The sequence below is a fragment of the Streptomyces sp. NPDC001292 genome, assembly GCF_042896465.1.
Taxonomy (GTDB): Bacteria; Actinomycetota; Actinomycetes; order Streptomycetales; family Streptomycetaceae; genus Streptomyces.
Genome location: NZ_JBIAXG010000005.1, coordinates 1 through 21,756 on the forward strand (window position 1 = coordinate 1; position 21,756 = coordinate 21,756).

A 21,756-nucleotide genomic window follows, 5' to 3' on the forward strand; every position below is an offset into this window, starting at 1 on the left:
GGTGCGGTGAGAGCCGCACGCCGGGTTCGGCGAGCGGCACGGAGAAACGGACCGGTGACAACACCGGCACCGCGCTCCGTGCCGACTCAACAGACGGGCACACGTGCCCGCACAGCGCGTTGAAGCAGGAAGCCCCCGGAAGGGTCAGACGACCCAGGCCGGAATCCCTGGACTTTAGGCCAGGGAGCACGTCAAGGATGTGTCATCCGCAGGACGTCCAGCGCCCGGTCGAGCTGCTGCGCCGTGAGCAGACCGCGCTCGACGTAGCCGCCCTCGACGACGACCTGACGGATCGTCTTCTGCTCGGCCAGCGCCTTCTTGGCGACCTTCGCCGCCTCCTCGTACCCGAGGTACTTGTTGAGCGGGGTGACCACGGAGGGCGAGGACTCGGCGTACTCGCGGGCCCGCTCGCGGTGGGCGACGATCCCGTCGACGGTCCGGTCGGCGAGCAGCCGGGTCACGTTGGCCAGCAGCCGGATCGACTCCAGCACGTTCTTGGCGATGACCGGGAGCATGACGTTGAGCTCGAAGTTGCCGGAGGCGCCGGCGGTGGCGACGGTGGCGTCGTTGCCGGCGACCTGGGCGCAGACCATGAGCACGGCCTCCGGAATGACCGGGTTGACCTTGCCGGGCATGATCGAGGAGCCGGGCTGGAGGTCGGGCAGGGAGATCTCGGCGAGCCCGGTCCTGGGCCCGGAGGACATCCACCGCAGATCGTTGGCGATCTTCGTCAGCCCCACGGCGACGGTCCGCAGCTGGCCGCTGGTCTCCACGATGCCGTCCCTGGCCCCCTGCGCCTCGAAGTGGTCGCGGGCCTCGGTGAGCGGCAGCCCGGTGGCGCGGGCGACCTCCTCGATCACGGCGGCGGAGAAACCGGGCGGGGTGTTGATGCCGGTGCCGACGGCGGTCCCGCCGAGCGGCAGCTCGGCCAGCCGGGGCAGGGAGGCGTTCAGGCGCTCGATGCCGTACCGCACCTGGGCGGCGTATCCGGCGAACTCCTGACCGAGGGTCACGGGGGTGGCGTCCATCAGGTGCGTCCGCCCGGACTTCACGACGTCGGCGAACTCCTCGGCCTTGCGGGTGAGGGCGCTCGCGAGGTGGTCCAGGGCGGGGACCAGGTCGCGGGTGACGGCGGCGGTGGCGGCGATGTGGATCGACGACGGGAAGACGTCGTTGGAGGACTGCGAGGCGTTGACGTGGTCGTTGGGGTGCACGTCCCGGCCCAGACGTTCGCCGGCGAGGGTGGCGATGACCTCGTTGGTGTTCATGTTGGACGAGGTCCCGGACCCGGTCTGGAACACGTCGACCGGGAAGTGCTCGTCCCACTTGCCCTCGGCCACCTCGGCCGCCGCGTCCTGGATCGCCTCGGCCACGTCCTGGTCCAGCACGCCGAGCCGCGCGTTCACCTTGGCCGCGGCGCTCTTGATCCGCGCCAGCGCCTCGATGTGCGCGCGCTCTAGCCGCTGCCCGGAGACGGGGAAGTTCTCCACCGCCCGCTGCGTCTGGGCGCGCCACTTGGCGTGGACGGGGACCTGGACTTCGCCCATGGAGTCGTGCTCGATGCGGTATTCGCTCATACCGCGTACAGCGCGGGCGGTGGTGCGGATGTTCCGGCGGCGGCCCGAACGGGCGCACGGGCGCGGGTGCCCCTCCGCCGGGCTTTCGCCCCGACGCCCGTCCTGGGGGCTGCCGCCCCCAGACCCCGTTTTCGGCCTGAACGGCCTCGTCCTCAGCCTCCCCGAGCTCTTCGAGCAGGGGGGACCCCAGACGGGCTGTGAAGAGCGTTACGCCAGGCCCGGGCCCCGGACCGGGATCGACGTGAACGTGGGCCGGGGGGCCGGGTTCTGGAAGAAGTCGTTGCCCTTGTCGTCCACGACGACGAACGCCGGGAAGTCCTCGACCTCGATCTTCCAGACGGCCTCCATGCCGAGCTCCTCGTACTCCACGACCTCGACCTTCTTGATGCAGTCCTGGGCCAGGCGGGCCGCCGGGCCGCCGATCGAGCCGAGGTAGAAGCCGCCGTGGGTGTTGCACGCGTCCGTGACCTGCTTGCTGCGGTTGCCCTTGGCCAGCATCACCTTCGAGCCGCCCGCCGCCTGGAACTGCTCGACGTAGGAGTCCATGCGGCCGGCCGTGGTCGGGCCGAAGGAACCGGACGCGTAGCCCTCGGGGGTCTTGGCCGGGCCCGCGTAGTACACCGGGTGGTCCTTGAGGTACTGCGGCATCTCCTCGCCCGCGTCGAGCCGCTCCTTGATCTTCGCGTGGGCGATGTCCCGGGCCACGACCAGCGGGCCGGTCAGCGACAGGCGGGTCTTCACCGGGTACTTCGTCAGCTCGGCGAGGATCTCGTCCATCGGCCGGTTCAGGTCGATCTTCACCACGTCGTCGTCCGACAGGTGCTCGTCCGTCGTCTCCGGCAGGAACCGCGCCGGGTCCTTCTCCAACTGCTCCAGGAACACGCCCTCGGGTGTGATCTTGGCAAGGGCCTGCCGGTCCGCCGAGCAGGACACCGCGATCGCGACCGGGCAGGACGCACCGTGCCGCGGCAGCCGGACCACGCGCACGTCGTGGCAGAAGTACTTGCCGCCGAACTGCGCCCCGATCCCGATCTTCTGCGTCAGCTCGAAGACCTTCTCCTCCAGCTCCTTGTCCCGGAAGCCGTGCCCGAGCGGCGAGCCCTCGGTCGGCAGGTTGTCCAGGTAGTGCGCGGAGGCGTACTTCGCCGTCTTCAGGGCGTACTCGGCGCTCGTGCCGCCGACCACGATCGCCAGGTGGTACGGCGGGCACGCGGCGGTGCCCAGCGAACGGATCTTCTCCTCCAGGAACTTCATCATGGAGGACTCGTTCAGGACGGCCTTCGTCTCCTGGTACAGGAAGGACTTGTTGGCCGAGCCGCCGCCCTTGGCCATGAACAGGAACTTGTACGCGCCGCCGTCCGTCGCGTACAGCTCGATCTGCGCGGGCAGGTTGGAGCCGGTGTTCTTCTCCTCCCACATGGTGAGCGGGGCCATCTGCGAGTAGCGCAGGTTCAGCCTGGTGTAGGCGTCGTGGATGCCATGGGAGAGGGCCTTCTCGTCCTCGCCCGCCGTCAGCACGTTCTGGCCGCGCTTGCCCATCACGATCGCCGTGCCCGTGTCCTGGCACATGGGCAGCACGCCGGCCGCGGCGATGTTCGCGTTCTTGAGCAGGTCCAGGGCGACGAACTTGTCGTTCGCGCTGGCCTCCGGGTCGTCGATGATGCGGCGCAGCTGGGCGAGGTGGGCCGGGCGCAGGTAGTGCTGGATGTCGTGGACGGCCTCCTCGGCCAGCTCGCGCAGCGCCTCCGGCTCGACCTTGAGGAACGTACGCCCGTCGGGCCCCTCGACGGTGGAGACGCCCTCGGACGTCACCAGCCGGTACGGGGTGGTGTCCTCACCCTGGGGGAGCAGATCGGTGTACGCGAACTCAGGCATCTGGCCCATTCCTCACTCGGCAGACGGCTGCCCGCCGACACCGGCGGGCGACAACCAGCGTAGAACCTGGCACCGACAGTGAACCTGTGAGGTCCCGCTCAGTCCCGGTGGGTCGTGGTGCGCGGCACGCCCGTCGCCCACACCCTAGTCGCGATCTATCGCGTTTCGGTACGCTGCTGCCGTGGACCTTCAGAAGCAGACCGAACCGCGTACGGCCGCCGCCCCCGTCGCCGAACTGCGCGCCTCGGACGCCGACCGTGACCGTATCGCCGACATCCTGCGCGAGGCCCTCGCCGAGGGCCGTCTGAACGCCGACGAGCACGCCGAGCGCGTCGAGGGGGTGCTGAACGCCAAGACGGTCGGAGAGTTGGAGGTCTTCATCCAGGACCTGCCCGCCGCCCACCAGGGCCCTACGGCCGCCGCGTACACCCCGGCGCCGAACCGGCCGGCGGCCGGCGCGATACCCCCCGTCGCCGACGAGAACGTGGTGGCGGTGTTCAGTCAGGCCACCCGCCGCGGCCGCTGGCGCCCCGGGCGCCGGGTGCACGCGTACGCGGTCTTCGGCAGCGTGGAGATCGACCTCAGCGAGGCGGTCTTCGAGTACCAACAGGTCGTGGTCAAGGCCGTCTCGGTCTTCGGTGACGTGCAGGTCCGCGTCCCGGAGAACGTGTCGCTGCACGGCACCGGCGGCGGCGTCCTCGGCAACTTCGAGGTGGTCACGCTGGATTCGGCCGAGTCCGAGGCACCCGTCGTCTACGTCGACGGCTGGGCCGTGCTGGGCAACGTCGAGGCGCGGCCGAAGCGGGGCAAGCTCGTCGCGGACATCCTCGACCGGGTCCAGCGCAAGATGGACAAGCATCTGCGCAAGCACATGTGACAACAGCGGTCGTCCTCGGACACCGGCGGTCACTGGTCGGGCGGTTGGGGACTCAGTGCATAGGCGCGCGTACAGCGGGTAGGCCTTGCTGCATCGTCTCTTGGACCCTCCAGCCCGCGAAGCCGTCGTCAGGAGAAGACCGTGCTGCAACCGCCGCATTCGTCGCTGCAGGTAGCTGCCGTTCCGGCCCAGCGGGCGTCGGCGCGTGACAGGGATCAGGATGCGCCCTGGCACACCGAGGCGGTGTGCCGACGCGACGAGGCGGGCCTGTTCTTCGCACCCTCCAAGGAACCCACCGCCGCGCGGCTGTCCCGCGAGGAGGCGGCCAAGCGGGTCTGCGCACGCTGCCCGGTCATGGTCGAGTGCCGCGAGCACGCGCTGCTGCAACCCGAGCCGTACGGCGTCTGGGGCGGCCTCACCGCCGCCGAGCGCCGCGTCGTCCTGGCCCGGCGCCGCCGCCGCGACCTGGAGCTGAAGAACGCGGCCCGCGCCACGGGACGCATAGCGGCGGCGGGGTAGGGTTCGCGCCGGACCGGTCTCCGGCCATGCCGTCCGGGCAACCGGTCGGCGGATCCGCCGGTGACGCCGACCCGGACCGCACCCCAGCCCGTACGCGCATGGGGCGCCCCCTCCGCACCGGGAGCGCCCCATCGCCGCAACGGGTCCGTGGACCGGCTACTTCGCGCGGTCGAAGTCGATCGCGCTGTACGCCCGCAGCTTGCTCAGCCGGTGCTCGGAGTCGATCCGGCGGACCGTGCCGGACTTGGACCGCATCACGATCGAGTCGGTCGTCGCCGTCTCGGCGCGGTAGCGCACACCGCGCAGCAGCTCGCCGTCGGTGATGCCGGTGGCGACGAAGAAGACGTTCTCGCCGGAGACCAGGTCGTCCGTGGTCAGCACGCGGTCCAGGTCGTGCCCCGCGTCGAGCGCCCGCTGCCGCTCCTCGTCGTCCTTCGGCCACAGCTTGCCCTGGATCGTGCCGCCCAGGCACTTCACGGCGCAGGCCGAGATGATGCCCTCGGGCGTGCCGCCGATGCCGAGCAGCAGGTCGATGCCGGTGCCGTCGCGCAGCGCCAGGATCGAGCCGGCCACGTCGCCGTCGGAGATCAGCTTGATCCGGGCGCCCGTCTCCCGGATCTCCCTGATCATGCCCTCGTGCCGCGGCCGGTCCAGGATGACCACCGTGACGTCCTCCGGCGTGGACCGCTTGGCCTTGGCCACGCGCCGGATGTTCACGGACACCGGCGCGTCGATGTCGACGAAGTCGGCCGCGTCCGGTCCGGTGACCAGCTTGTCCATGTAGAACACGGCGGACGGGTCGAACATCGCGCCGCGCTCGGCGGCGGCGAGGACCGCGATCGCGTTCGGCATGCCCTTGGCGGTCAGGGTGGTGCCGTCGATCGGGTCGACGGCGATGTCGACCTCCGGCCCGGTGCCGTCGCCGACGTGTTCGCCGTTGAAGAGCATCGGGGCCTCGTCCTTCTCGCCCTCGCCGATGACGACGACGCCGTTCATCGACACGGTGGAGACGAGGGAGCGCATGGCGCGCACGGCGGCGCCGTCGGCGCCGTTCTTGTCACCGCGCCCGACCCAGCGGCCCGCGGCCATCGCCGCGGCCTCGGTCACCCGGACGAGTTCCAGGGCGATGTTGCGGTCGGGTGCCTCGGAGGGCACCTCGAGTTCTGAGGGCAGATGATGATGCTCGGTCATCGGAGCGCACCTTTCTGATACGACGACGGCCGGATGAGGGTGTTGGCCCCGACTCTATCTCCGGACGGACAGAATGAGCAGGGGGCCCCACGGATGAGCGGCCCGGGCACCTGCGACGATAGGAGGCGTGGCAGGTTCGAACGGCAAGCAGAAGACGGTCCGGGACATGATCCTCTCCCTGGGCCTGATCGGGATCGCGGCGGCGGTCATCTACCTCTTCATCCCGCACGACACCCACGCTCCCGACATCCAGCGGGTCGACTACCGCATCGAGTTGACCACCGCGCGCCGGGCTGCGTCGTACCCGGTGGCCGCGCCCGAGGGCCTGCCCGACACCTGGAAGGCCACCTCGGTCCGCTTCCGGGCCCACGAGAAGGACCACTGGCACCTGGGTTTCCAGGATCCCGACGGTCAATACGTGGCGATCGAGCAGTCCGCGCAGAAGCGCAAGGACTTCATCGACGCGGCCAGCCTGGGCGGGCGCGCCACGAAGATCACCGAGCAGATCGACGGCCGCACGTGGACGCGCTACACCGGCGGCCGCTACGACGCACTCGTGCTGGAAGGCACCGAGGGATCCACGACGGTGGTGGCGGGCACGGCATCCTTCGACCAGCTGACGACGATGGCCCGGGCCCTGAAGACGTCCTGAACACCTGCCCCGGGCCGCCTGCGGGCCTGCCTCGACGCGGACCGTGGCCCTGACGGCGGGCCCTGGCCCGACCGGTGGGCCCTCTGGCCCTGACCAGCCGGCCCCCCGGCCCCGACCACAGGCCTTGGGCCCTGACGGGGGCGGGGTCCCTGGCTCCGACCGCGGACCCCGGCCCTGACCGCGAGCGCTGTCCTGACCACGGGTCCTGGCCTGCGACCGGTGGGTCCCCTTGACCGTGGGCCCTGGTCCCGGCTGCGGGCGTTGGCCCTGACGGCGGGCTTGGTCCGCGGGGCCCTGGTGGACGCGGGCCTGCGTCCCTGGCCAGCGGGTTTCCTGGCCTCGACCGTGGGCCTTGGTCCCGGCTGCGGCCCTGGTCCCGATTGCGGGGCCGGCCCCGACTGCGGGCCCGGCCTCGACCGTGGGCCTTGGTCCCGGCTGCGGCCCTGGTCCCGATTGCGGGGCCGGCCCCGACTGCGGGCCCGGCCTCGACTACGGGCCTTGGGGCCTGACCGGGGCGAGGTCCCTGGTTCCGACTGCTGGCCCGGCCCTGACCGCGGGTTCTGGTCCTGACCGTGGCCCTGGCCGCGACCAGTGGATCCCCTGGCCCTGACCACAGGTCCTGGCTCCGACGTGCGCCGTTGCCCTGACTGCGGGTCCCGGCTCCGACCGTGGCCCCGGCCCCGGCTGCGGGCCCCGGCCCTACTCCGAGCCCCGGCCCTACTCCGAGCCCTCCGTCTCGTCCTGTTGCGCCTCCTCGGCGAGGGCCGCGTCCAGTCGGGCACGGGCGCCCTCCAGCCATCGGCGGCACACCTTGGCCAGCTCCTCGCCGCGTTCCCACAGCGCGAGGGACTCCTCCAGGCTCGTACCGCCCGCCTCCAGGCGCCGGACGACCTCGATCAGCTCGTCCCGCGCCTGCTCGTAGCCGAGCGCCTCATCCGCCTTGCTTGTCATCCGCCCACCCTATGTGTCGACACGAACTGTGAACTCGCCCTCGGCGACCCGGGCCCGCAGGGCCTCGTCCGCCGCCACCTCTCCCGGGTCGCGGACCACGTGCCCGTCCGCCTTCTGGAGCACGGCGTACCCGCGCCGGAGGGTCGCGGCGGGGGAGAGGGCCACCACGCGCGCGTGCGTGTGCGTCAGCTCCGAGTCCGCGCGGTCCAGCAGGTGCCGCAGGGTACGCCGGCCGCGGTCGAGGACCGACGCGATCTGGTCCGCGCGCTCGTCGATCATGCGGTGCGGGTCCTCCATGCAGGGCCGGGCGAGCGCGTGGGCGAGCCCTCGCTCCTCCCGCTCGACGAGCGCCCGCACACACCTGCGGGCCCGGTCGCGCAGCTGCCGTACCCGCTCGTACTCCTCGCCGACGTCCGGCACGACCTTCTTCGCGGCGTCGGTCGGGGTGGAGGCGCGCAGGTCGGCGACGTAGTCGAGCAGCGGTGTGTCGGGCTCGTGCCCGATCGCGGACACGACGGGCGTACGGCAGGAGGCGACCGCGCGCACCAGCTGCTCGTCGGAGAACGGCAGCAGGTCCTCCACGCTGCCGCCGCCGCGCGCCACGATGATCACGTCCACGTCCTCGGTCTCGTCCAGCTCCTTCACGGCCTGCACGACCTGCGGGACGGCGTGCACGCCCTGCACGGCGACGTTGCGCACCTCGAAGCGGACCGCCGGCCAGCGGTGCCGGGCGTTCTCCAGCACGTCCCGCTCCGCGGCGGACGCCCGGCCGCAGACCAGCCCGACGAGCTGGGGCAGAAAGGGCAGGGGCTTCTTCCGCTCGGCCGCGAACAGTCCCTCCGCCGCGAGTGTCTTCTTCAGCTGCTCCAGCCGGGCCAGCAGCTCACCGACGCCCACCGGCCTTATCTCGGCGGCCCGCAGCGACAGCTGCCCGCGCGGCGCGTACCACTCGGGTTTGGCGTGCACCACGACCCGCGCGCCCTCGCCGACCACGTCGGCGATCGCGTCGAACACCTGGCGGTAGCAGGTCACGCGGACGGAGATGTCGTACGACGGATCGCGCAGCGTCAGGAACACCACGCCCGCACCCGGACGCCGCGACAACTGCGTGATCTGCCCCTCGACCCACACCGCGCCGAGCCGCTCGATCCAACCCCCGATCAGCCGCGACACCTCACCGACGGGCAGGGGAGCTTCCGGAGACGTGGAGACAGCCATGCCCGCGAGAGTAACCGCCTCCACGGACAACCCCCACCACCTCGCCACCGGCCCGGGCGGGCACCGCCCGGCCGCGGTCGGGCCGCGCCCATGGGGCGATCTTCGAGCCGCCGTGGCGGCCTTACGATGGGGGGCATGACTGCTTCGTCTGGCCGCCGTGTTCTGCTCGCCGCCCCCCGGGGCTACTGCGCGGGTGTGGACCGCGCCGTGATCGCCGTCGAGAAAGCCCTGGAGCAGTACGGGGCTCCGATCTATGTCCGGCACGAGATCGTCCACAACAAGTACGTCGTGCAGACCCTGGAGAAGAAGGGCGCCGTCTTCGTCGAGCGCACGGAGGAGGTGCCGCCGGGGAACATCGTGATGTTCTCGGCGCACGGCGTGGCCCCCACCGTCCACGAGGAGGCCGAGCGGGGCCGTCTGGCGACCATCGACGCCACCTGCCCCCTGGTGACCAAGGTCCACAAGGAGGCCGTCCGGTTCGCAAAGGAGGACTACGACATCCTCCTGATCGGGCACGAGGGCCACGAGGAGGTCATCGGCACCACCGGCGAGGCCCCCGACCACATCCAGCTCGTCGACGGCCCCGAGGACGTCGCGAACGTCGAGGTCCGCGACCCCTCCCGGGTCGTGTGGCTGTCGCAGACCACGCTGTCGGTCGACGAGACCATGGAGACGGTCGGCGCGCTCAAGGACAAGTTCCCGCAGCTTCTCTCCCCGCCCAGCGACGACATCTGCTACGCCACGCAGAACCGCCAGCTCGCCGTGAAGCAGATGGGCGCCGAAGCCGACCTGGTGATCGTCGTCGGCTCCCGCAACTCCTCCAACTCCAAGCGGCTGGTGGAGGTCGCCAAGCTCGCGGGCGCGCGCCAGGCATACCTCGTGGACTTCGCCGACGAGATCGACGAGAGCTGGCTGGAGGGCGTCTCCACGGTCGGCCTGACCTCGGGCGCCTCCGTGCCGGAGGTCCTGGTCGAGCAGGTGCTCGAACGGCTGGCGCAGCGCGGCTTCGAGGACGTGGAGATCGTCAAGGCGGCCGAGGAGTCCATCACCTTCTCCCTGCCCAAGGAGCTTCGCCGGGACCTGCGCGACGAGGCGGCCGCGCTGGTCGCCGAGCGCGGAGGGTCCGGTACGACGCGGCGGTGACGGTCCGTCGTACGTCGTAACGTGGAGCCATGCAGATCTTCGGTGTGGACATCGGCGGGTCCGGCATCAAGGGCGCCCCTGTGGACCTGGACAGGGGCGACCTGACCCAGGAGCGGCACAAGGTGCTCACCCCGCATCCGGCGACCCCCGACACCGTCGCCGACGGGGTCAAAGAGGTGGTCGACCACTTCGGCTGGACCGGACCGGTCGGGCTGACGTTCCCGGGCGTCGTCACCGGCGGCGCCACGGTCCGTACGGCGGCCAACGTCGACAAGAGCTGGGTCGACACCGACGCGCGCGCGTTGTTCGGCGACCGGCTGGGCGGTCTGCCGGTGACGGTGGTCAACGACGCGGACGCGGCGGGCGTCGCCGAGATGCACTTCGGCGCCGGGCGCGGCCGCAGGGGCACGGTGGTGCTGCTGACCTTCGGCACCGGCATCGGCAGCGCCGTCTTCGTCGACGGCGTCCTCGTCCCCAACACCGAGCTCGGGCATCTGGAGCTGAACGGCCGCGAGGCGGAGAAGCGGGCGTCCAGCAAGGCCAAGGACGACCACGGCCTCAGCTGGGAGCGCTGGGCGCGCCGGGTGGGGAAGTACCTCGCCCATGTCGAGATGCTCTTCAGCCCGGAGCTGTTCATCGTCGGCGGCGGCGTCAGCCGCAAGTCCGAGAAGTTCCTGCCCTTGATCGAGGACATCAAGGCGGAGATCGTTCCCGCCCAGTTGCAGAACAACGCGGGGATCGTAGGCGCGGCGATGCACGCGGTGGAGCACGGCTGAGGCGGTAGGGGCCGCGTCCCGGGGGGCGCCGGCGGCCGCTCCCACGGGGCGGCCCCCCGGGGCGTCAGCCCGCCATGCGCTTGCGCGCCGCCCGCCGCCGCGCCGCCAGCGCCACCCGCCGCACCAGCGCCGTCACGCCCGCGATGAGCGTCCCCGCGTACAGCCAGGGCGCCTGGGCGGCGAGCGCGGTCACCAGGCTCATCAGCTTGCCGAGGAACCCCGTGTCCCCGTCGATCATGGGCAGCAGCCCCACGGCGAACCCGATCGGCACGACGACGGGCGCGGTCAGCAGGTCGCCCTTGCGCACCCACAGCGCGGTCAGCGCGCACACCGGCAGGAACAGCGCGCCGTACACGATCGAGGCCCCATCGAGGAGCAGCAGGTCGAGACCGCCCAGCAGGAACATGACGGCCCCGCAGAACATCCCGGCGCCCAGACCCGTCAGCCGTGGACCGGACGGCCGCCGCGGCGCGGGCGCGGGGGCCGCCGCCGGAGCGGCCGGACCGCGTGCCGCAGGAGGCCGCCGCGCCGGGGGCACCGGCGGCCTGCCTCGTCGCGGTCCGTGCTGCTGGTGTCGCGTCCTGTGCTGCTCCACTCGACCAACCTAGGTCTGTTTATGTGGCGAATAGCCCGCCTGACACGCCGTGCGTCGCAGCCTGGCCAAGCGTTCGAACCGTCGCCGGGGCCGGATGCGACACGCCGTAGACTGGTGGATCGGCCGCCTGGCCCCCAGTCTCCTCACGTACGGGAAGTCGCAACGTGTCGCTCACGATCGGAATCGTCGGTCTGCCGAACGTCGGCAAGTCGACCCTGTTCAACGCCCTGACCAAGAACGACGTGCTCGCGGCCAACTACCCGTTCGCCACGATCGAGCCGAACGTCGGTGTCGTCGGCGTGCCGGACGGTCGTCTCGCCCAGCTCGCCTCGATCTTCAAGTCGGAGCGGATCCTCCCGGCCACCGTCGACTTCGTCGACATCGCCGGCATCGTGCGCGGCGCCAGCGAGGGCGAGGGCCTGGGCAACAAGTTCCTCGCGAACATCCGCGAGTCGGACGCGATCTGCCAGGTCATCCGCGCCTTCAAGGACGAGAACGTCGTCCACGTCGACGGCAAGGTCTCGCCGAAGGGCGACATCGAGACGATCAACACCGAGCTGATCCTCGCCGACCTCCAGACCATCGAGAAGGTCCTGCCCCGGCTCCAGAAGGAGTCGCGGATCAAGAAGGACGTCGCTGCCAAGGTCAAGGCCGTCGAGGAGGCCAAGGAGATCCTGGAGAAGGGCGACACGCTCTTCGCGCACGGCATCGTCCAGGGCAGCGAGCGCGCCGAGCTCCTGCACGACCTGCACCTGCTCACCACCAAGCCCTTCCTGTACGTCTTCAACGTCGACGAGGACGAACTGGTCGACGAGGACTTCAAGAACGAGCAGCGCGCCCTGGTCGCCCCGGCCGAGGCGATCTTCCTCAACGCCAAGCTGGAGGCCGACCTCGCCGAGCTGGACGAGGACGACGCCCTGGAACTCCTCCAGTCCGTCGGCCAGGACGAGCCCGGCCTGGCCACCCTCGCCCACGTCGGCTTCCGCACCCTCGGCCTCCAGACCTACCTGACGGCCGGCCCCAAGGAGTCCCGCGCCTGGACCATCAAGAAGGGCGCCACCGCCCCCGAGGCCGCCGGTGTCATCCACACCGACTTCCAGAAGGGCTTCATCAAGGCCGAGGTCATCTCCTTCGAGGACCTCCTGGAGTCCGGCTCGGTCGCCGAGGCGCGCGCCAAGGGCAAGGCCCGCATGGAGGGCAAGGACTACGTGATGCGCGACGGGGACGTGGTGGAGTTCCGCTTCAACGTGTAGCGGGTGACGTACCGCGAGGTCGCTGATCTGGCAAACGCGCAGGTCAGAAGGGGTCCGACGGTCAGGGTCGGGCCCCTGGTTTCCCGTGCTGGGATGGTGCTGGGATACCTGACCCCCGTCACCTGCCATCACCCCTGCTGGAGCTTGAGGTCCTCCAGGGCCTGGGCCGCACGGGCGGTGAGGTCGGCGTGGCCCACCTCGTGGTGGGCGGCCGGGAACCAGACCGTGTCGGGCTTGGTCTCCCACGTGAACATGTCCGGTGCGGCCCGGCGGAGGTGGCAGATGGTGCCCACCGGGTTGGTGTCGAAGGCGAGTTCCAGCTCCGGCAGGGCGAGGTGTATGCGGCTGCGGATTCCCCCGCTTCGAATCGGCCGCCGGCAACGAGATGAACTTCCCGGCCGGTTTTCAAGAGAGCCGATTCTCCATGTGTAGCGGTCGCCCGGATCCTTTTTCCCTTTCTCCGGGTCGGAAGCATCCCCTCTTAGCGCTGCGAAAGAAAAAGGTAAGAACAAGGGTGTGCATGCCTCAGTACACGGTCTCCAGCATGCCCCAAAGTTTCGAATGGAAAGCCCTTCACCTTGTATTTGCGGCGATCCGGGCGGGCGTATATTTGACGGGTGGTGGCTCGCTTGCGGGCGAGGAGGGCGTTATGGGGCTGGACTGGGACGACGCGCGACGCCTCGAGGAAGCGCGCCTCAAATTCCTCAGCGGCGAGCCCGTGGATCTCGCGGTGCGCAGCGCTGTGCTGTTCTCCTGGCAGCGCTGCCGCGTCCGGGGCATCGCGGCGGATCACGTCAGCATCCCCTACTTCGCAAATATGGACCAGGAGGACAGCCTCCTGCCCATCGCCGGGCCGGCCCTGGACCGACTGCAGGCCCGGCTGTCGGGGATGGATGCCGTCATAGCCCTCTGCAACCCCGAGGCACAGGTGCTGGAACGCCGGGTGGGGATCCCCTCGCTGAGCCGCTTGCTGGAGGCCCTGCAGGTCGAACCGGGATTCGGCTGGTCGGAAGGGGCCGTCGGGACCAACGGAATCGGTACGGCACTCGCGGACCGGCGCCCGGCCTTCATCCGCGGCAGTGAGCACTTCGCCGACATCAACCGGAATTTTGCCTGCGCGGCAGCGCCCGTACGCGATCCGCTCAGCGGACGGGTCCGCGGCGTGATCAATGTGTCCAGCATCAGCGATCTCGGCGACCCGGCGATGCTCGCCCTGGCACGGGAGACGGTCGACAACATCGAACGTCTCCTTCTCGACGACATCGAGGAACACGAGCGGTCCCTGCTCCGCGCGTTCCTGCGAGCCCAGCGCAGGACGGCCGGCGGCGCCACGGCGCGCCTCCTCGCGAGCGACGTCGTCAGTACGGCCGGTGAACCGCTGCACCGCGGCGACCTGGAGGTCCTCCGGAAGGCGGCGGCAGAACTCATCTCCGCCGGACGGACGGTGGTCGTCGAGGTAGCCCTTGCCCGAGGTCGCACCGCCGCGCTGCGGAGCCGGCCCGTGGAAGGCGCCACCGGTGCCCTCACCGGTTTCGTCGTCGAGGCCCTGCGCGCCGATGGCGCGCTCCAGCGCCTGGAGCCCATGAGCCCTCAGGTCGCGGAGACAACGCCCAGGCCGATATCCGTGCCGGCGAGGCCCGCCCCGGCCCACGTCTGTCCGTTCACCGGTGAGCGGCAGGGCGCCGCGGAGGGCAGGCTCGTCGCCGTGGGGGAGCCCGGCATCGGGCGGCTGGCCGTGCGGGCGCGGCAGCGCCTCGAACTGTTGTGCAGGGCGGCGGAGCGCATAGGCACGACCCTGGACGTGACCAGGACGGCCGAGGAGCTGACCGAGGCCGCGGTCCCGGCCTTCGCCGACTTCGTCTCGGTCGACCTCGCCGAGTCCGTGCTCACAGGCGGCGAACCGACCAACCCGAGCGGGGAGATGCGCCGGATCGCCCTCGGTGCCGTCCGCCCGGGTTCACACCTCTACCCGGCGGGGACGCGGATGGAATACACCCCGTCCATGCTGCAGAACCGCTGCCTGACGACCGGGCAGTCGGTCCTCGAACCGGAGCTGGAGACGGCCTACGCGTGGACGGCTTACGACCCGGCACGTGCTGAACAGGTTCGTGAGGCGGGGCTGCACTCACTCATCGCCGTCCCTCTGTGCGCCCGGGGCGTCATCCTGGGCGTGGTGACCTTCTACCGCTCCGAGCGGCCTGGTCCCTTCGAGGAGGACGACCTCTCCCTTGCCGAGGAACTCGCGAGCCGGGCAGCGGTGTGCGTCGACAACGCCCGCCGCTACACCCGCGAACACACCACCGCTCTGGCCCTGCAGCGTCGCCTGCTCCCGCACACTCTTCCCGAGCAGAACGCCGTGGACGTCGCATGCCACTACCTGCCCGCGGAGTCGGCCGTCGGCGGGGACTGGTTCGACGTCATCCCGCTGTCGGGCGCCCGGGTGGCACTCGTCGTCGGTGACGTGGTCGGCCACGGTCTGCAGGCGTCCGCCACGATGGGCCGCCTGCGCACGGCCGTCCGCAACTTCTCGGATTTCGATCTGCCGGTGGACGAGGTTCTCACCCGACTGGACGACTTGGTGATCCGCCTCGACCTCGACCCGGAGCCCGAAGGGGTCGAGCCGAGTGAGGTCGTCGGTGCGAGCTGCCTGTACGCGGTCTACGACCCCTCCTCACGGCGCTGCACCCTGGCCCGCGCAGGCCACCCGGCACCGGCCCTGGTCCTCCCCGACGGTACGGTCGACTTCCTCGACGGGCCGGCCGGGCCGCCTCTGGGCCTCGGCGGCCTGCCGTTCGAGACCCTTGATCTGGAACTGCCCGAGGGAAGCCAGCTGATCCTGTACACCGACGGCCTCGTCGAGCACCGGGATCGCGACATCGGGACGGGACTCGAGCACATGCGGCGACTGCTCCGCGGCGCCCGCGGCTCGCCCGGCGAAACCTGCCGAGTGCTGGTCGACGGTCTGCTTCCCGCCCGGCGCGGAGACGACGTCGCCCTGCTCGTCGCTCGCACCCGCGCCCTGGACGCCCGGCACATCGCGCGCTGGGATCTCGCCGATGACCCGGCCGTCGTGTCCCACCTGCGGGAAGAGGCCGTCCGTCAGTTGTCCGAATGGCAATTGGAAAGGCTGACCTTCACCACCGAGCTGATCGTCAGCGAACTGGCCACCAACGCCATCCGGTACGCGGCACAGCCGAGCGAGATGCGGCTCATCCACGACCGCACCTTGATATGCGAAGTCTCCGACTGCAGCAGTACCTCACCGCGTCTGCGGCGCGCGACCAGCACCGACGAAGGGGGCCGAGGCCTGTTCCTCGTCGCCCAGCTCGCCCAGCGCTGGGGGACCCGCTACACCCCGACCGGAAAGGTCATCTGGACAGAACAGTCACTGCGCTGAGGGCGCCTTCGCCCCCAGCACGGTGACCAACGTGCCGAGGACAACGCGGCGTTCAGCGCACGCCGTCCCAGAGCAGGCGCTCCTGACCGTGCGGGTCGTCCTCCGGCGCGGGGTCTTCGGTGAAGACCATCGTCGTGCGGGTGGTCGTGCCGTACGCGGGCCAGCCGGGGTCGCCGGTCTTCGCGAAGGAGACCCACGCCGCGTGCATCGCGTCCGCGAGGGCCCGGGGCGGCCGGGTGCCCAGCATCGGGGCGTAGGACGGGTCGTGGAGGCGGTTGAAGACGAAGGGGAGTTCCAGGGCGTGGCAGGCGCCCAGGTGACCGGCGAATCGGGGGGAGCGCCAGGCGAATTCGTACAGGTGGGAGCCGGGGACGGACTCGGCCAGGCGGATGGCGGGGATGCGGTAGAACCAGTCCGTCGCCACCGCGGAGAGGAGTTCCCCCGGGGTGGCGGCGGGGTGGGTCGCCCGGTACGTGGGGAGGGCCTGGTCCGGGTCCAGGCCGTACGCCGTCGTCGCGGCGCGGAGCCCGGACTCGGAGACCGCGTCCAGGAGTCCCGTGGGGACCAGGAACAGGCGGTACTCCTCGCGGTTGCTGCCGATCAGGAGGTCGACGCCGCAGTCGGGGCCGGGCAGGGACAGGCCGGCCGTCACAGGTTCGAAGGGCATCAAGTTGAGCACCGCCTCGCCCCACAGGGCCGGGTCCGGGCGGGCGCTCACCTCCGCGCGGAGTTCGGCCTGCGCCGGGAGGAGGTCGGCCAGGGGGACCGCGGCGAAGGCCTCCGGGGCCGCCTCGACGCCGAGCTTCGTGGCCAGGCGGTCCGTGATCAGCGCCGCCGAGGACGGGCGCAGGAAGTGGTGGCAGGCGCCGCTCTGCAGGATCGCCCGGCGGAACAGTCCGCGTGCCTGTCCGGTGGCCAGCAGGACGCCGATGCTCATCGCGCCCGCCGACTCGCCGAAGACCGTCACCTGGTCGGGGTCCCCTCCGAAGGAGGAGATGTTGGCGCGGATCCAGCGCAGGGCGGCCACCTGGTCCAGCAGCCCGCGGTTGTCCGGCACACCGGGAAGGTGGAGGAAACCGTCCGAGCCCAGGCGGTAGTTGAGGGTGACGCAGACGACCCCGTCGCGGGCGAAGGCGCTGCCCTCGTACGCCGAGACCGAGCCCGAGCCGTTGGAGAACGCCCCGCCGTGCAGCCACACCATCACCGGCAGACGGGCCCCCGGCCCCGGGGCGGGCGTCCAGATGTTGAGGTTCAGGCAGTCGTCGCCGGGGATGACGTCCTCCGGGATGAGGGCGTCGAAGGGTGGCGCGTAGGGCGCGTGCGGCGCGGTCGGGCCGTAGGCCGTGGCGTCACGCACGCCCTGCCAGGGCTCGGGCGGGCACGGTGCGAGGAAGCGGCGGGGCCCGAAGGGCGGGGCGGCGTACGGGATGCCCAGGAAGGACGCCACGCCGCCGTCCGCGGAATCGGAAAGAGTGCCGCGGACGGCGCCCTGTTCGGTGGTGCATACCGTGGTGCGTGGTGTCATGCCGTCAGGATCCCCAGCAGGGCCGCGCCGAACTCCTCGGGGCGTTCCAGGTGCACCGCGTGCCCGGCGCAGGGGACGGCGACCTCCCGGACCGTGCCGCCCCGCTCCGCGTAGCGGTCCAGGACGTGGCGGGTCTGCGCCACCATCGGCTGCGCGGGGGTCCCGTCCCAGCCGGGCACCGCGCCGATCGCGCCCAGGTGCGCCAGGTCGAACATCGAGGTGTCCGAGACGATCACGTCGTCCTCGCCGCGGATCCACAGCACCGGCGGCTTGGGGGCGATCAGGTGCAGTTCGTCGAGGCGGAAGTACAGCGGGGAAAGGCAGTTGAGGACCCCCCGAGTTCCGGGGGCGACGCCCGGCCAGGCGGTCGACGCCACGCTGTCGCCCGGGTAGTGGTCGTCGCCGGTCCGCGTGGTGAGCATGGACTCGACGTACGCGTCCTCGTGCGCGCCCTCGGGGCGCCACGGCGGCTTGACGTAGCAGTTCGCCAGGACGGAGCGGGGTGCGACCGGGGAGTCCTCGCCGCGGTCGCCCTTGGCGAGCCGCGCGACGAACTCCGGGTTGGCCGTGCCGCCGCCCGAGCCCGCCCCGTCCTCGGAGTTGAGGGTCCCGTCCACCCCGTGCGTGCCGCCGAAGCCGTACGGGGAGACCGGGTTGACCAGGGTCAGGGAGCGCACCGCGGCCGGCCGGTCGCTCAGGTACTGCATGATCACACCCCCGCCCATGGACCAGCCCACCAGGTGCGCCCGGTCGATCCCGAGGGCCGCCAGCAGCGCGGCGAGGTCGTCGGCGTGGTCGCGCAGGCCGCGGGTGGCGTCGATGGGCAGCGGGTCGGTGCCGCCGAAGCCGCGCAGGTCCACCGCGATGGGGCGGTAGCGGTCCGGCAGCAGGGGCAGGGTGGTGTGCCAGAAGGCGGACGAGGAGACGTTGCCGTGGACGAAGACGACCGGTTCGCCCTCGTCCCGGAGTTCGGTGATCTGGACGGTGAGACGGTCGGTGGGTACCCGGCGGGTGCGGATGCTGCTCGTGGTCATGGGCGGTCCTGCCTTGTCACGGTGTCGGTCGGTCCGTTACGAGAGCCAGCCGGCGATCTGGGCGGCGGCCGAGCTGTTCCAGCCCAGCTCCAGGTGGTTGGCGTCGGCGATGGTGGCGGTGCCGCCGACCGTGGGGACGCCGGTGGTGTCGAGCGCGCTGGCGATGAAGACGACACCGTCGCTCGGCCCGCGGTTCTCGTTGAAGATGCCGACGACGTCGGGGGATCCGCCGGCCAGCAGGTAGGTGGTGACGGAGGCGGGTACGCCGCCGTCGTGCAGCGGCCTGATCAGCGAGCCGGCGTCGATGGCGGCCTGGATGCCGCTGCCCGCGGTGTAGAAGCCCTGGCCGCCGTAGTACGTCGTGTACCAGTCCTGCGCGGCGCCGTCGACTCCGTACCTCCCGTCCCAGCGGGCCAGCATCTGCCGCTGGCCGGGGTAGTTGTCGTAGCCGCCGGACGGCGTCATCGAGAACTCGGGGTGCGCGGTGTACAGGCCGTAGCAGGTCATCCACGAGTGCGGCGAGGGTGCGTTGACCTTGCCGCCGCACTCGGGCCAGATGGAGAAGTCGTGCGCCCAGCCGTGCGCGTACGGGTAGTCGTAGCCGCCGTTCGGACCGCCGACGGTGATCAGCCTGCGCACGTCACCGGCGTACGCCCGCCCCCAGCTCGGCTTCAGCGACGACACGTACGCGCGGGTGGACATCTCGCCCTTGCTCCAGCCGACGAGGTCGACCTTGGCGACGCCGAGCTTCGCCTTGATGACGGCGATGGCGTCGCCGACGACCTGCGCCTGCATCAGGTTGTCGCCCTGCTTGTGCGCGAAGCCGACGGCGAAGACGCGGTGGCCCCGCCCGGACAGGTACTGCATCAGCCCGGTGGACGGGCAGGACAGGGCGCCGCAGCCGTAGCCGCCCGCCTCGCCCGGGTTGGCCCAGGCCCGGTCCGCGGTGTCGTTGGCGCCGTGCACGAGCAGGACCGGTGTGGTGCGGCTGCCGGTGTCCCAGCCGGGGGCCGAGTAGAGCAGGAAGCGGCCGGAGTAGGGGCGGGAGACGCCGCCGAAGTACGTGACGCGCTTTCCGTCCTGGTCGCCGCGGCCGTCGGGCGGGTAGCCCTCGGTGCGGAATCCGGAGGTGGTGTCGAGGTAGCGCTCCACGCGCTCCCAGCCGTTGGTGACGGTGCCGGCCCCGTAGCTCGCCTCGAGGGTGAGGTGGGACGGCGGCGGTTCGGCGGCGGACGCGGTGCCGGCGCCGGCCACCGGTCCGGCCACCACCGCCATCAGCAGGGCGAGGAGTATCCGCCACCGGCCCGCACGGCTTCGTCCGTCCCGCACATCCCCGCCCTCTCCTGCGCGCATCCACAACTCCGTCCCACTGCGGCGGCCCACATTAGGCAAGGGGCGCAGGGGAGGGCATGTGTGCGGAACCCACAAGGAAGGCGGTCTGTATAGGGCAGCAGCCCGCATCCCACCTCGTCCAGCCGACAGGGGAGTGCCAGGCGGACGAGGTGGGATGCGGGCTGGACGATGCGCGGTTCCCGGCCGGGTCGGGCCACCGGCCGGGAACCGCGGCCTCCCGGGGCGCTGCGGGCTCAGGCGGCCTGTGCCGCCCGCCGCTGGGCACCTACCCGGTACCCGTAGGCGGGCCGGCACCACGGCCCCGCTGCCTGCCGCCTGTTGGCGACCAGGTGCGCGCACGGCATCACCGCCGACCGGGACCGGCTGCGGGCGGGGGTCGAGCGCCCGATCGGGCTGGTGACCGCGCTGGTGCCGCACCTGGGGTTTCACCGGGCGACCGAGGTGGCCCAGGCGGCGCTGCGCAACGGAACAAGTGTGGTTGAGGAGATCCGCGCCCGGAACCTGCTCGACGACACGGCCCTGCTCGCCCTGCTCCGGCGACCCCGAACGGCTCGTGGGCCCGCGGCGCGAGCGGCGATCCGACGGCTGAACCGGCGCGGCGGGGAGGGCGGGCTCTGAGAAGAGGATCCGCCTCCGCGGTGGCCGGCTGTGCGGCCTCCCGCCGCACTCGGGCGGTGTGCAGACGCGCCGTGCACCAGATGCCGACCGCCGAGATGACCATCAGCAGCACGGCCGGGGGCCAGTAGTGGCCGCCCGCCAGCGCGGCCAGGGACACACAGGCCACCGGTGCGAAGCCGCCGAAGATCAGGTTGCAGACCTGGTACGACAGGGAGATCCCGGTGTAGCGGACGTGCGGTTCGAAGCCTTCGGCGAGGATCGCGGCGATCGGTCCGTACAGGGCCGACATCACGAAGCGCATCGCGAGCATCATCAGGTAGATCAGTACGACGCTGCCCGTGCCCATCACCATGAACTGCGGCGCGGCCAGGACGACGACTCCGGCCAGTCCCGCGATGACGACCTTGTGCGCGCCGACGCGGTCGCCGAGCCAGGACGGCCCCGGGGTCACGAGCAGTTCCAGGAAGGCCGCCAGTGTCAGGCCGTTGAGCAGCATCGACTCGGACAGGTGCAGGTGTCCGGTGCCGTAGGACAGCAGGTAGCTGGTCACCACGTAGTAGCCGCCGGTGGCCGTGGCCAGGGCGAAGACGCCGACCAGCACGGTGCGCCAGGCCTTCTGGAGCACCTCCGCCACCGGCAGCTTGGCCGCGGTCCCGTGCTCCTCGCGCTCCTCGCGCTCCTCGCGCACCTCGGACATCACCGGGGAGTCCTCGAGTTTGATGCGGATGACGAGTCCGATGACGACGAGGACGGCGGAGGCGAGGAACGGCACGCGCCACCCCCAGCTGAGGAACGCGTCGTGGCCGAAGAGGTTCATCAGGCTGAAGGCGCCGGTGGACAGCAGGGCGCCTACGGACGAACCGAGCTGGGCGAACGAGCCGAAGAAGGTCCTCCTGCCCTTCGGGGCGTTCTCCACCGCGATCAGCACCGCGCCGCCCCACTCGCCGCCGATCGCGACGCCCTGGACCAGGCGCAGGACGATGAGCAGGACCGGAGCCAGGGCGCCGACCTGGGCGTAGGTCGGCAGCAGGCCGATGGCGAAGGACGCGATGCCCATCATCAGCAGGGTGATGACGAGGGTCTTCTTGCGTCCCACCCGGTCGCCTATGTGCCCGAACACCACGCCGCCGAGCGGTCGCAGCAGGAAGCCGACGGCGAACGTGCCGAAGGCGGACAGGGTCTTGAGCAGCGAGGGCATGTCC

Annotated in this window: 18 protein-coding genes and 1 pseudogene; 8 read left to right on the top strand and 11 right to left on the bottom strand. The window is 71.3% G+C overall.

The window, feature by feature from the left end; all coding sequences use genetic code 11:
• Positions 1 to 191: 191 nt before the first annotated feature.
• Together ACFY4A_RS07875 and ACFY4A_RS07880 are read right to left on the bottom strand one after the other, a co-directional pair.
• Positions 192 to 1,577 carry a class II fumarate hydratase gene (locus tag ACFY4A_RS07875; protein ID WP_390828535.1) on the bottom strand — a complete coding sequence of 462 codons (1,386 nt, stop codon included), beginning with the start codon at positions 1,575 to 1,577 and terminating at the stop codon, positions 192 to 194.
• Positions 1,578 to 1,784: 207 nt separating this feature from the next.
• On the bottom strand, positions 1,785 to 3,461 hold the full coding sequence (locus ACFY4A_RS07880) for a fumarate hydratase (protein WP_390828537.1): 1,677 nt from the start codon (positions 3,459 to 3,461) through the stop codon (positions 1,785 to 1,787).
• A gap of 172 nt (positions 3,462 to 3,633) precedes the next feature.
• On the opposite strand from ACFY4A_RS07880, the gene ACFY4A_RS07885 reads away from it, so the two are divergent.
• Positions 3,634 to 4,329: a DUF1707 domain-containing protein gene (locus tag ACFY4A_RS07885; protein WP_390828538.1), complete on the top strand. Its 696-nt coding sequence runs from the start codon at positions 3,634 to 3,636 to the stop codon at positions 4,327 to 4,329.
• A 141-nt stretch (positions 4,330 to 4,470) separates the two neighbouring features.
• Positions 4,471 to 4,848: a WhiB family transcriptional regulator gene (locus ACFY4A_RS07890; protein WP_390828539.1), complete on the top strand. Its 378-nt coding sequence runs from the start codon at positions 4,471 to 4,473 to the stop codon at positions 4,846 to 4,848.
• 156 nt (positions 4,849 to 5,004) lie between these two features.
• Here the strand turns inward: ACFY4A_RS07890 and glpX are convergent, their stop codons facing one another.
• Positions 5,005 to 6,039, bottom strand: coding sequence for a class II fructose-bisphosphatase (glpX, locus tag ACFY4A_RS07895; RefSeq protein ID WP_390828540.1), 1,035 nt, complete (start codon positions 6,037 to 6,039; stop codon positions 5,005 to 5,007).
• 127 nt (positions 6,040 to 6,166) lie between these two features.
• Here glpX and ACFY4A_RS07900 point away from each other — a divergent pair, with 127 nt between their 5' ends.
• On the top strand, positions 6,167 to 6,691 hold the full coding sequence (locus ACFY4A_RS07900; protein WP_390828541.1) for a DUF4245 domain-containing protein: 525 nt from the start codon (positions 6,167 to 6,169) through the stop codon (positions 6,689 to 6,691).
• Positions 6,692 to 7,408: 717 nt separating this feature from the next.
• Here the strand turns inward: ACFY4A_RS07900 and ACFY4A_RS07905 are convergent.
• Positions 7,409 to 7,642 (bottom strand): exodeoxyribonuclease VII small subunit, encoded by a 234-nt coding sequence (locus ACFY4A_RS07905; RefSeq protein ID WP_390828542.1) that lies wholly within the window; start codon positions 7,640 to 7,642, stop codon positions 7,409 to 7,411.
• 9 nt (positions 7,643 to 7,651) lie between these two features.
• Positions 7,652 to 8,860 carry an exodeoxyribonuclease VII large subunit gene (gene xseA / locus ACFY4A_RS07910; protein WP_390828543.1) on the bottom strand — a complete coding sequence of 403 codons (1,209 nt, stop codon included), beginning with the start codon at positions 8,858 to 8,860 and terminating at the stop codon, positions 7,652 to 7,654.
• Positions 8,861 to 8,986: 126 nt separating this feature from the next.
• Between xseA and ACFY4A_RS07915 the strand changes: the two genes are divergently transcribed.
• Together ACFY4A_RS07915 and ppgK are read left to right on the top strand one after the other, a co-directional pair.
• On the top strand, positions 8,987 to 10,003 hold the full coding sequence (locus tag ACFY4A_RS07915; RefSeq protein WP_390828544.1) for a 4-hydroxy-3-methylbut-2-enyl diphosphate reductase: 1,017 nt from the start codon (positions 8,987 to 8,989) through the stop codon (positions 10,001 to 10,003).
• Positions 10,004 to 10,032: 29 nt separating this feature from the next.
• On the top strand, positions 10,033 to 10,779 hold the full coding sequence (ppgK, locus tag ACFY4A_RS07920) for a polyphosphate--glucose phosphotransferase (protein WP_390828545.1): 747 nt from the start codon (positions 10,033 to 10,035) through the stop codon (positions 10,777 to 10,779).
• Between the two features lie 64 nt (positions 10,780 to 10,843).
• On the opposite strand, the gene ACFY4A_RS07925 is transcribed toward ppgK, so the two are convergent.
• Positions 10,844 to 11,224: a DUF6542 domain-containing protein gene (locus ACFY4A_RS07925; protein WP_390828755.1), complete on the bottom strand. Its 381-nt coding sequence runs from the start codon at positions 11,222 to 11,224 to the stop codon at positions 10,844 to 10,846.
• A 314-nt stretch (positions 11,225 to 11,538) separates the two neighbouring features.
• Between ACFY4A_RS07925 and ychF the strand changes: the two genes are divergently transcribed.
• Entirely contained in the window at positions 11,539 to 12,627 is a 1,089-nt protein-coding gene (gene ychF, locus ACFY4A_RS07930) for a redox-regulated ATPase YchF (RefSeq protein WP_390828546.1), read from the top strand.
• A 128-nt stretch (positions 12,628 to 12,755) separates the two neighbouring features.
• Here the strand turns inward: ychF and ACFY4A_RS07935 are convergent, their stop codons facing one another.
• Complete coding sequence (locus tag ACFY4A_RS07935; protein WP_390828547.1) at positions 12,756 to 12,920, bottom strand: hypothetical protein; 165 nt, start codon at positions 12,918 to 12,920, stop codon at positions 12,756 to 12,758.
• A 356-nt stretch (positions 12,921 to 13,276) separates the two neighbouring features.
• Here ACFY4A_RS07935 and ACFY4A_RS07940 point away from each other — a divergent pair, with 356 nt between their 5' ends.
• Positions 13,277 to 16,024 carry a SpoIIE family protein phosphatase gene (locus tag ACFY4A_RS07940; protein WP_390828548.1) on the top strand — a complete coding sequence of 916 codons (2,748 nt, stop codon included), beginning with the start codon at positions 13,277 to 13,279 and terminating at the stop codon, positions 16,022 to 16,024.
• A gap of 52 nt (positions 16,025 to 16,076) precedes the next feature.
• Here the strand turns inward: ACFY4A_RS07940 and ACFY4A_RS07945 are convergent, their stop codons facing one another.
• The 3 genes from ACFY4A_RS07945 to ACFY4A_RS07955 are packed head-to-tail and all read right to left on the bottom strand — an operon-like array spanning position 16,077 to position 19,936.
• On the bottom strand, positions 16,077 to 17,549 hold the full coding sequence (locus ACFY4A_RS07945; protein WP_390828549.1) for a carboxylesterase/lipase family protein: 1,473 nt from the start codon (positions 17,547 to 17,549) through the stop codon (positions 16,077 to 16,079).
• Entirely contained in the window at positions 17,546 to 18,583 is a 1,038-nt protein-coding gene (locus tag ACFY4A_RS07950; protein WP_390828551.1) for an alpha/beta fold hydrolase, read from the bottom strand. The genes ACFY4A_RS07945 and ACFY4A_RS07950 overlap by 4 nt, the downstream gene beginning before the upstream one ends.
• A gap of 36 nt (positions 18,584 to 18,619) precedes the next feature.
• Positions 18,620 to 19,936 (bottom strand): esterase/lipase family protein, encoded by a 1,317-nt coding sequence (locus ACFY4A_RS07955; protein ID WP_390828552.1) that lies wholly within the window; start codon positions 19,934 to 19,936, stop codon positions 18,620 to 18,622.
• A gap of 441 nt (positions 19,937 to 20,377) precedes the next feature.
• Here ACFY4A_RS07955 and ACFY4A_RS07960 point away from each other — a divergent pair, with 441 nt between their 5' ends.
• Positions 20,378 to 20,554, top strand: coding sequence for a hypothetical protein (locus ACFY4A_RS07960; RefSeq protein WP_390828757.1), 177 nt, complete (start codon positions 20,378 to 20,380; stop codon positions 20,552 to 20,554).
• A gap of 97 nt (positions 20,555 to 20,651) precedes the next feature.
• Here the strand turns inward: ACFY4A_RS07960 and ACFY4A_RS07965 are convergent.
• Positions 20,652 to 21,752, bottom strand: a pseudogene (locus ACFY4A_RS07965) (MFS transporter); the annotation flags it as partial.
• Positions 21,753 to 21,756 lie beyond the last annotated feature (4 nt).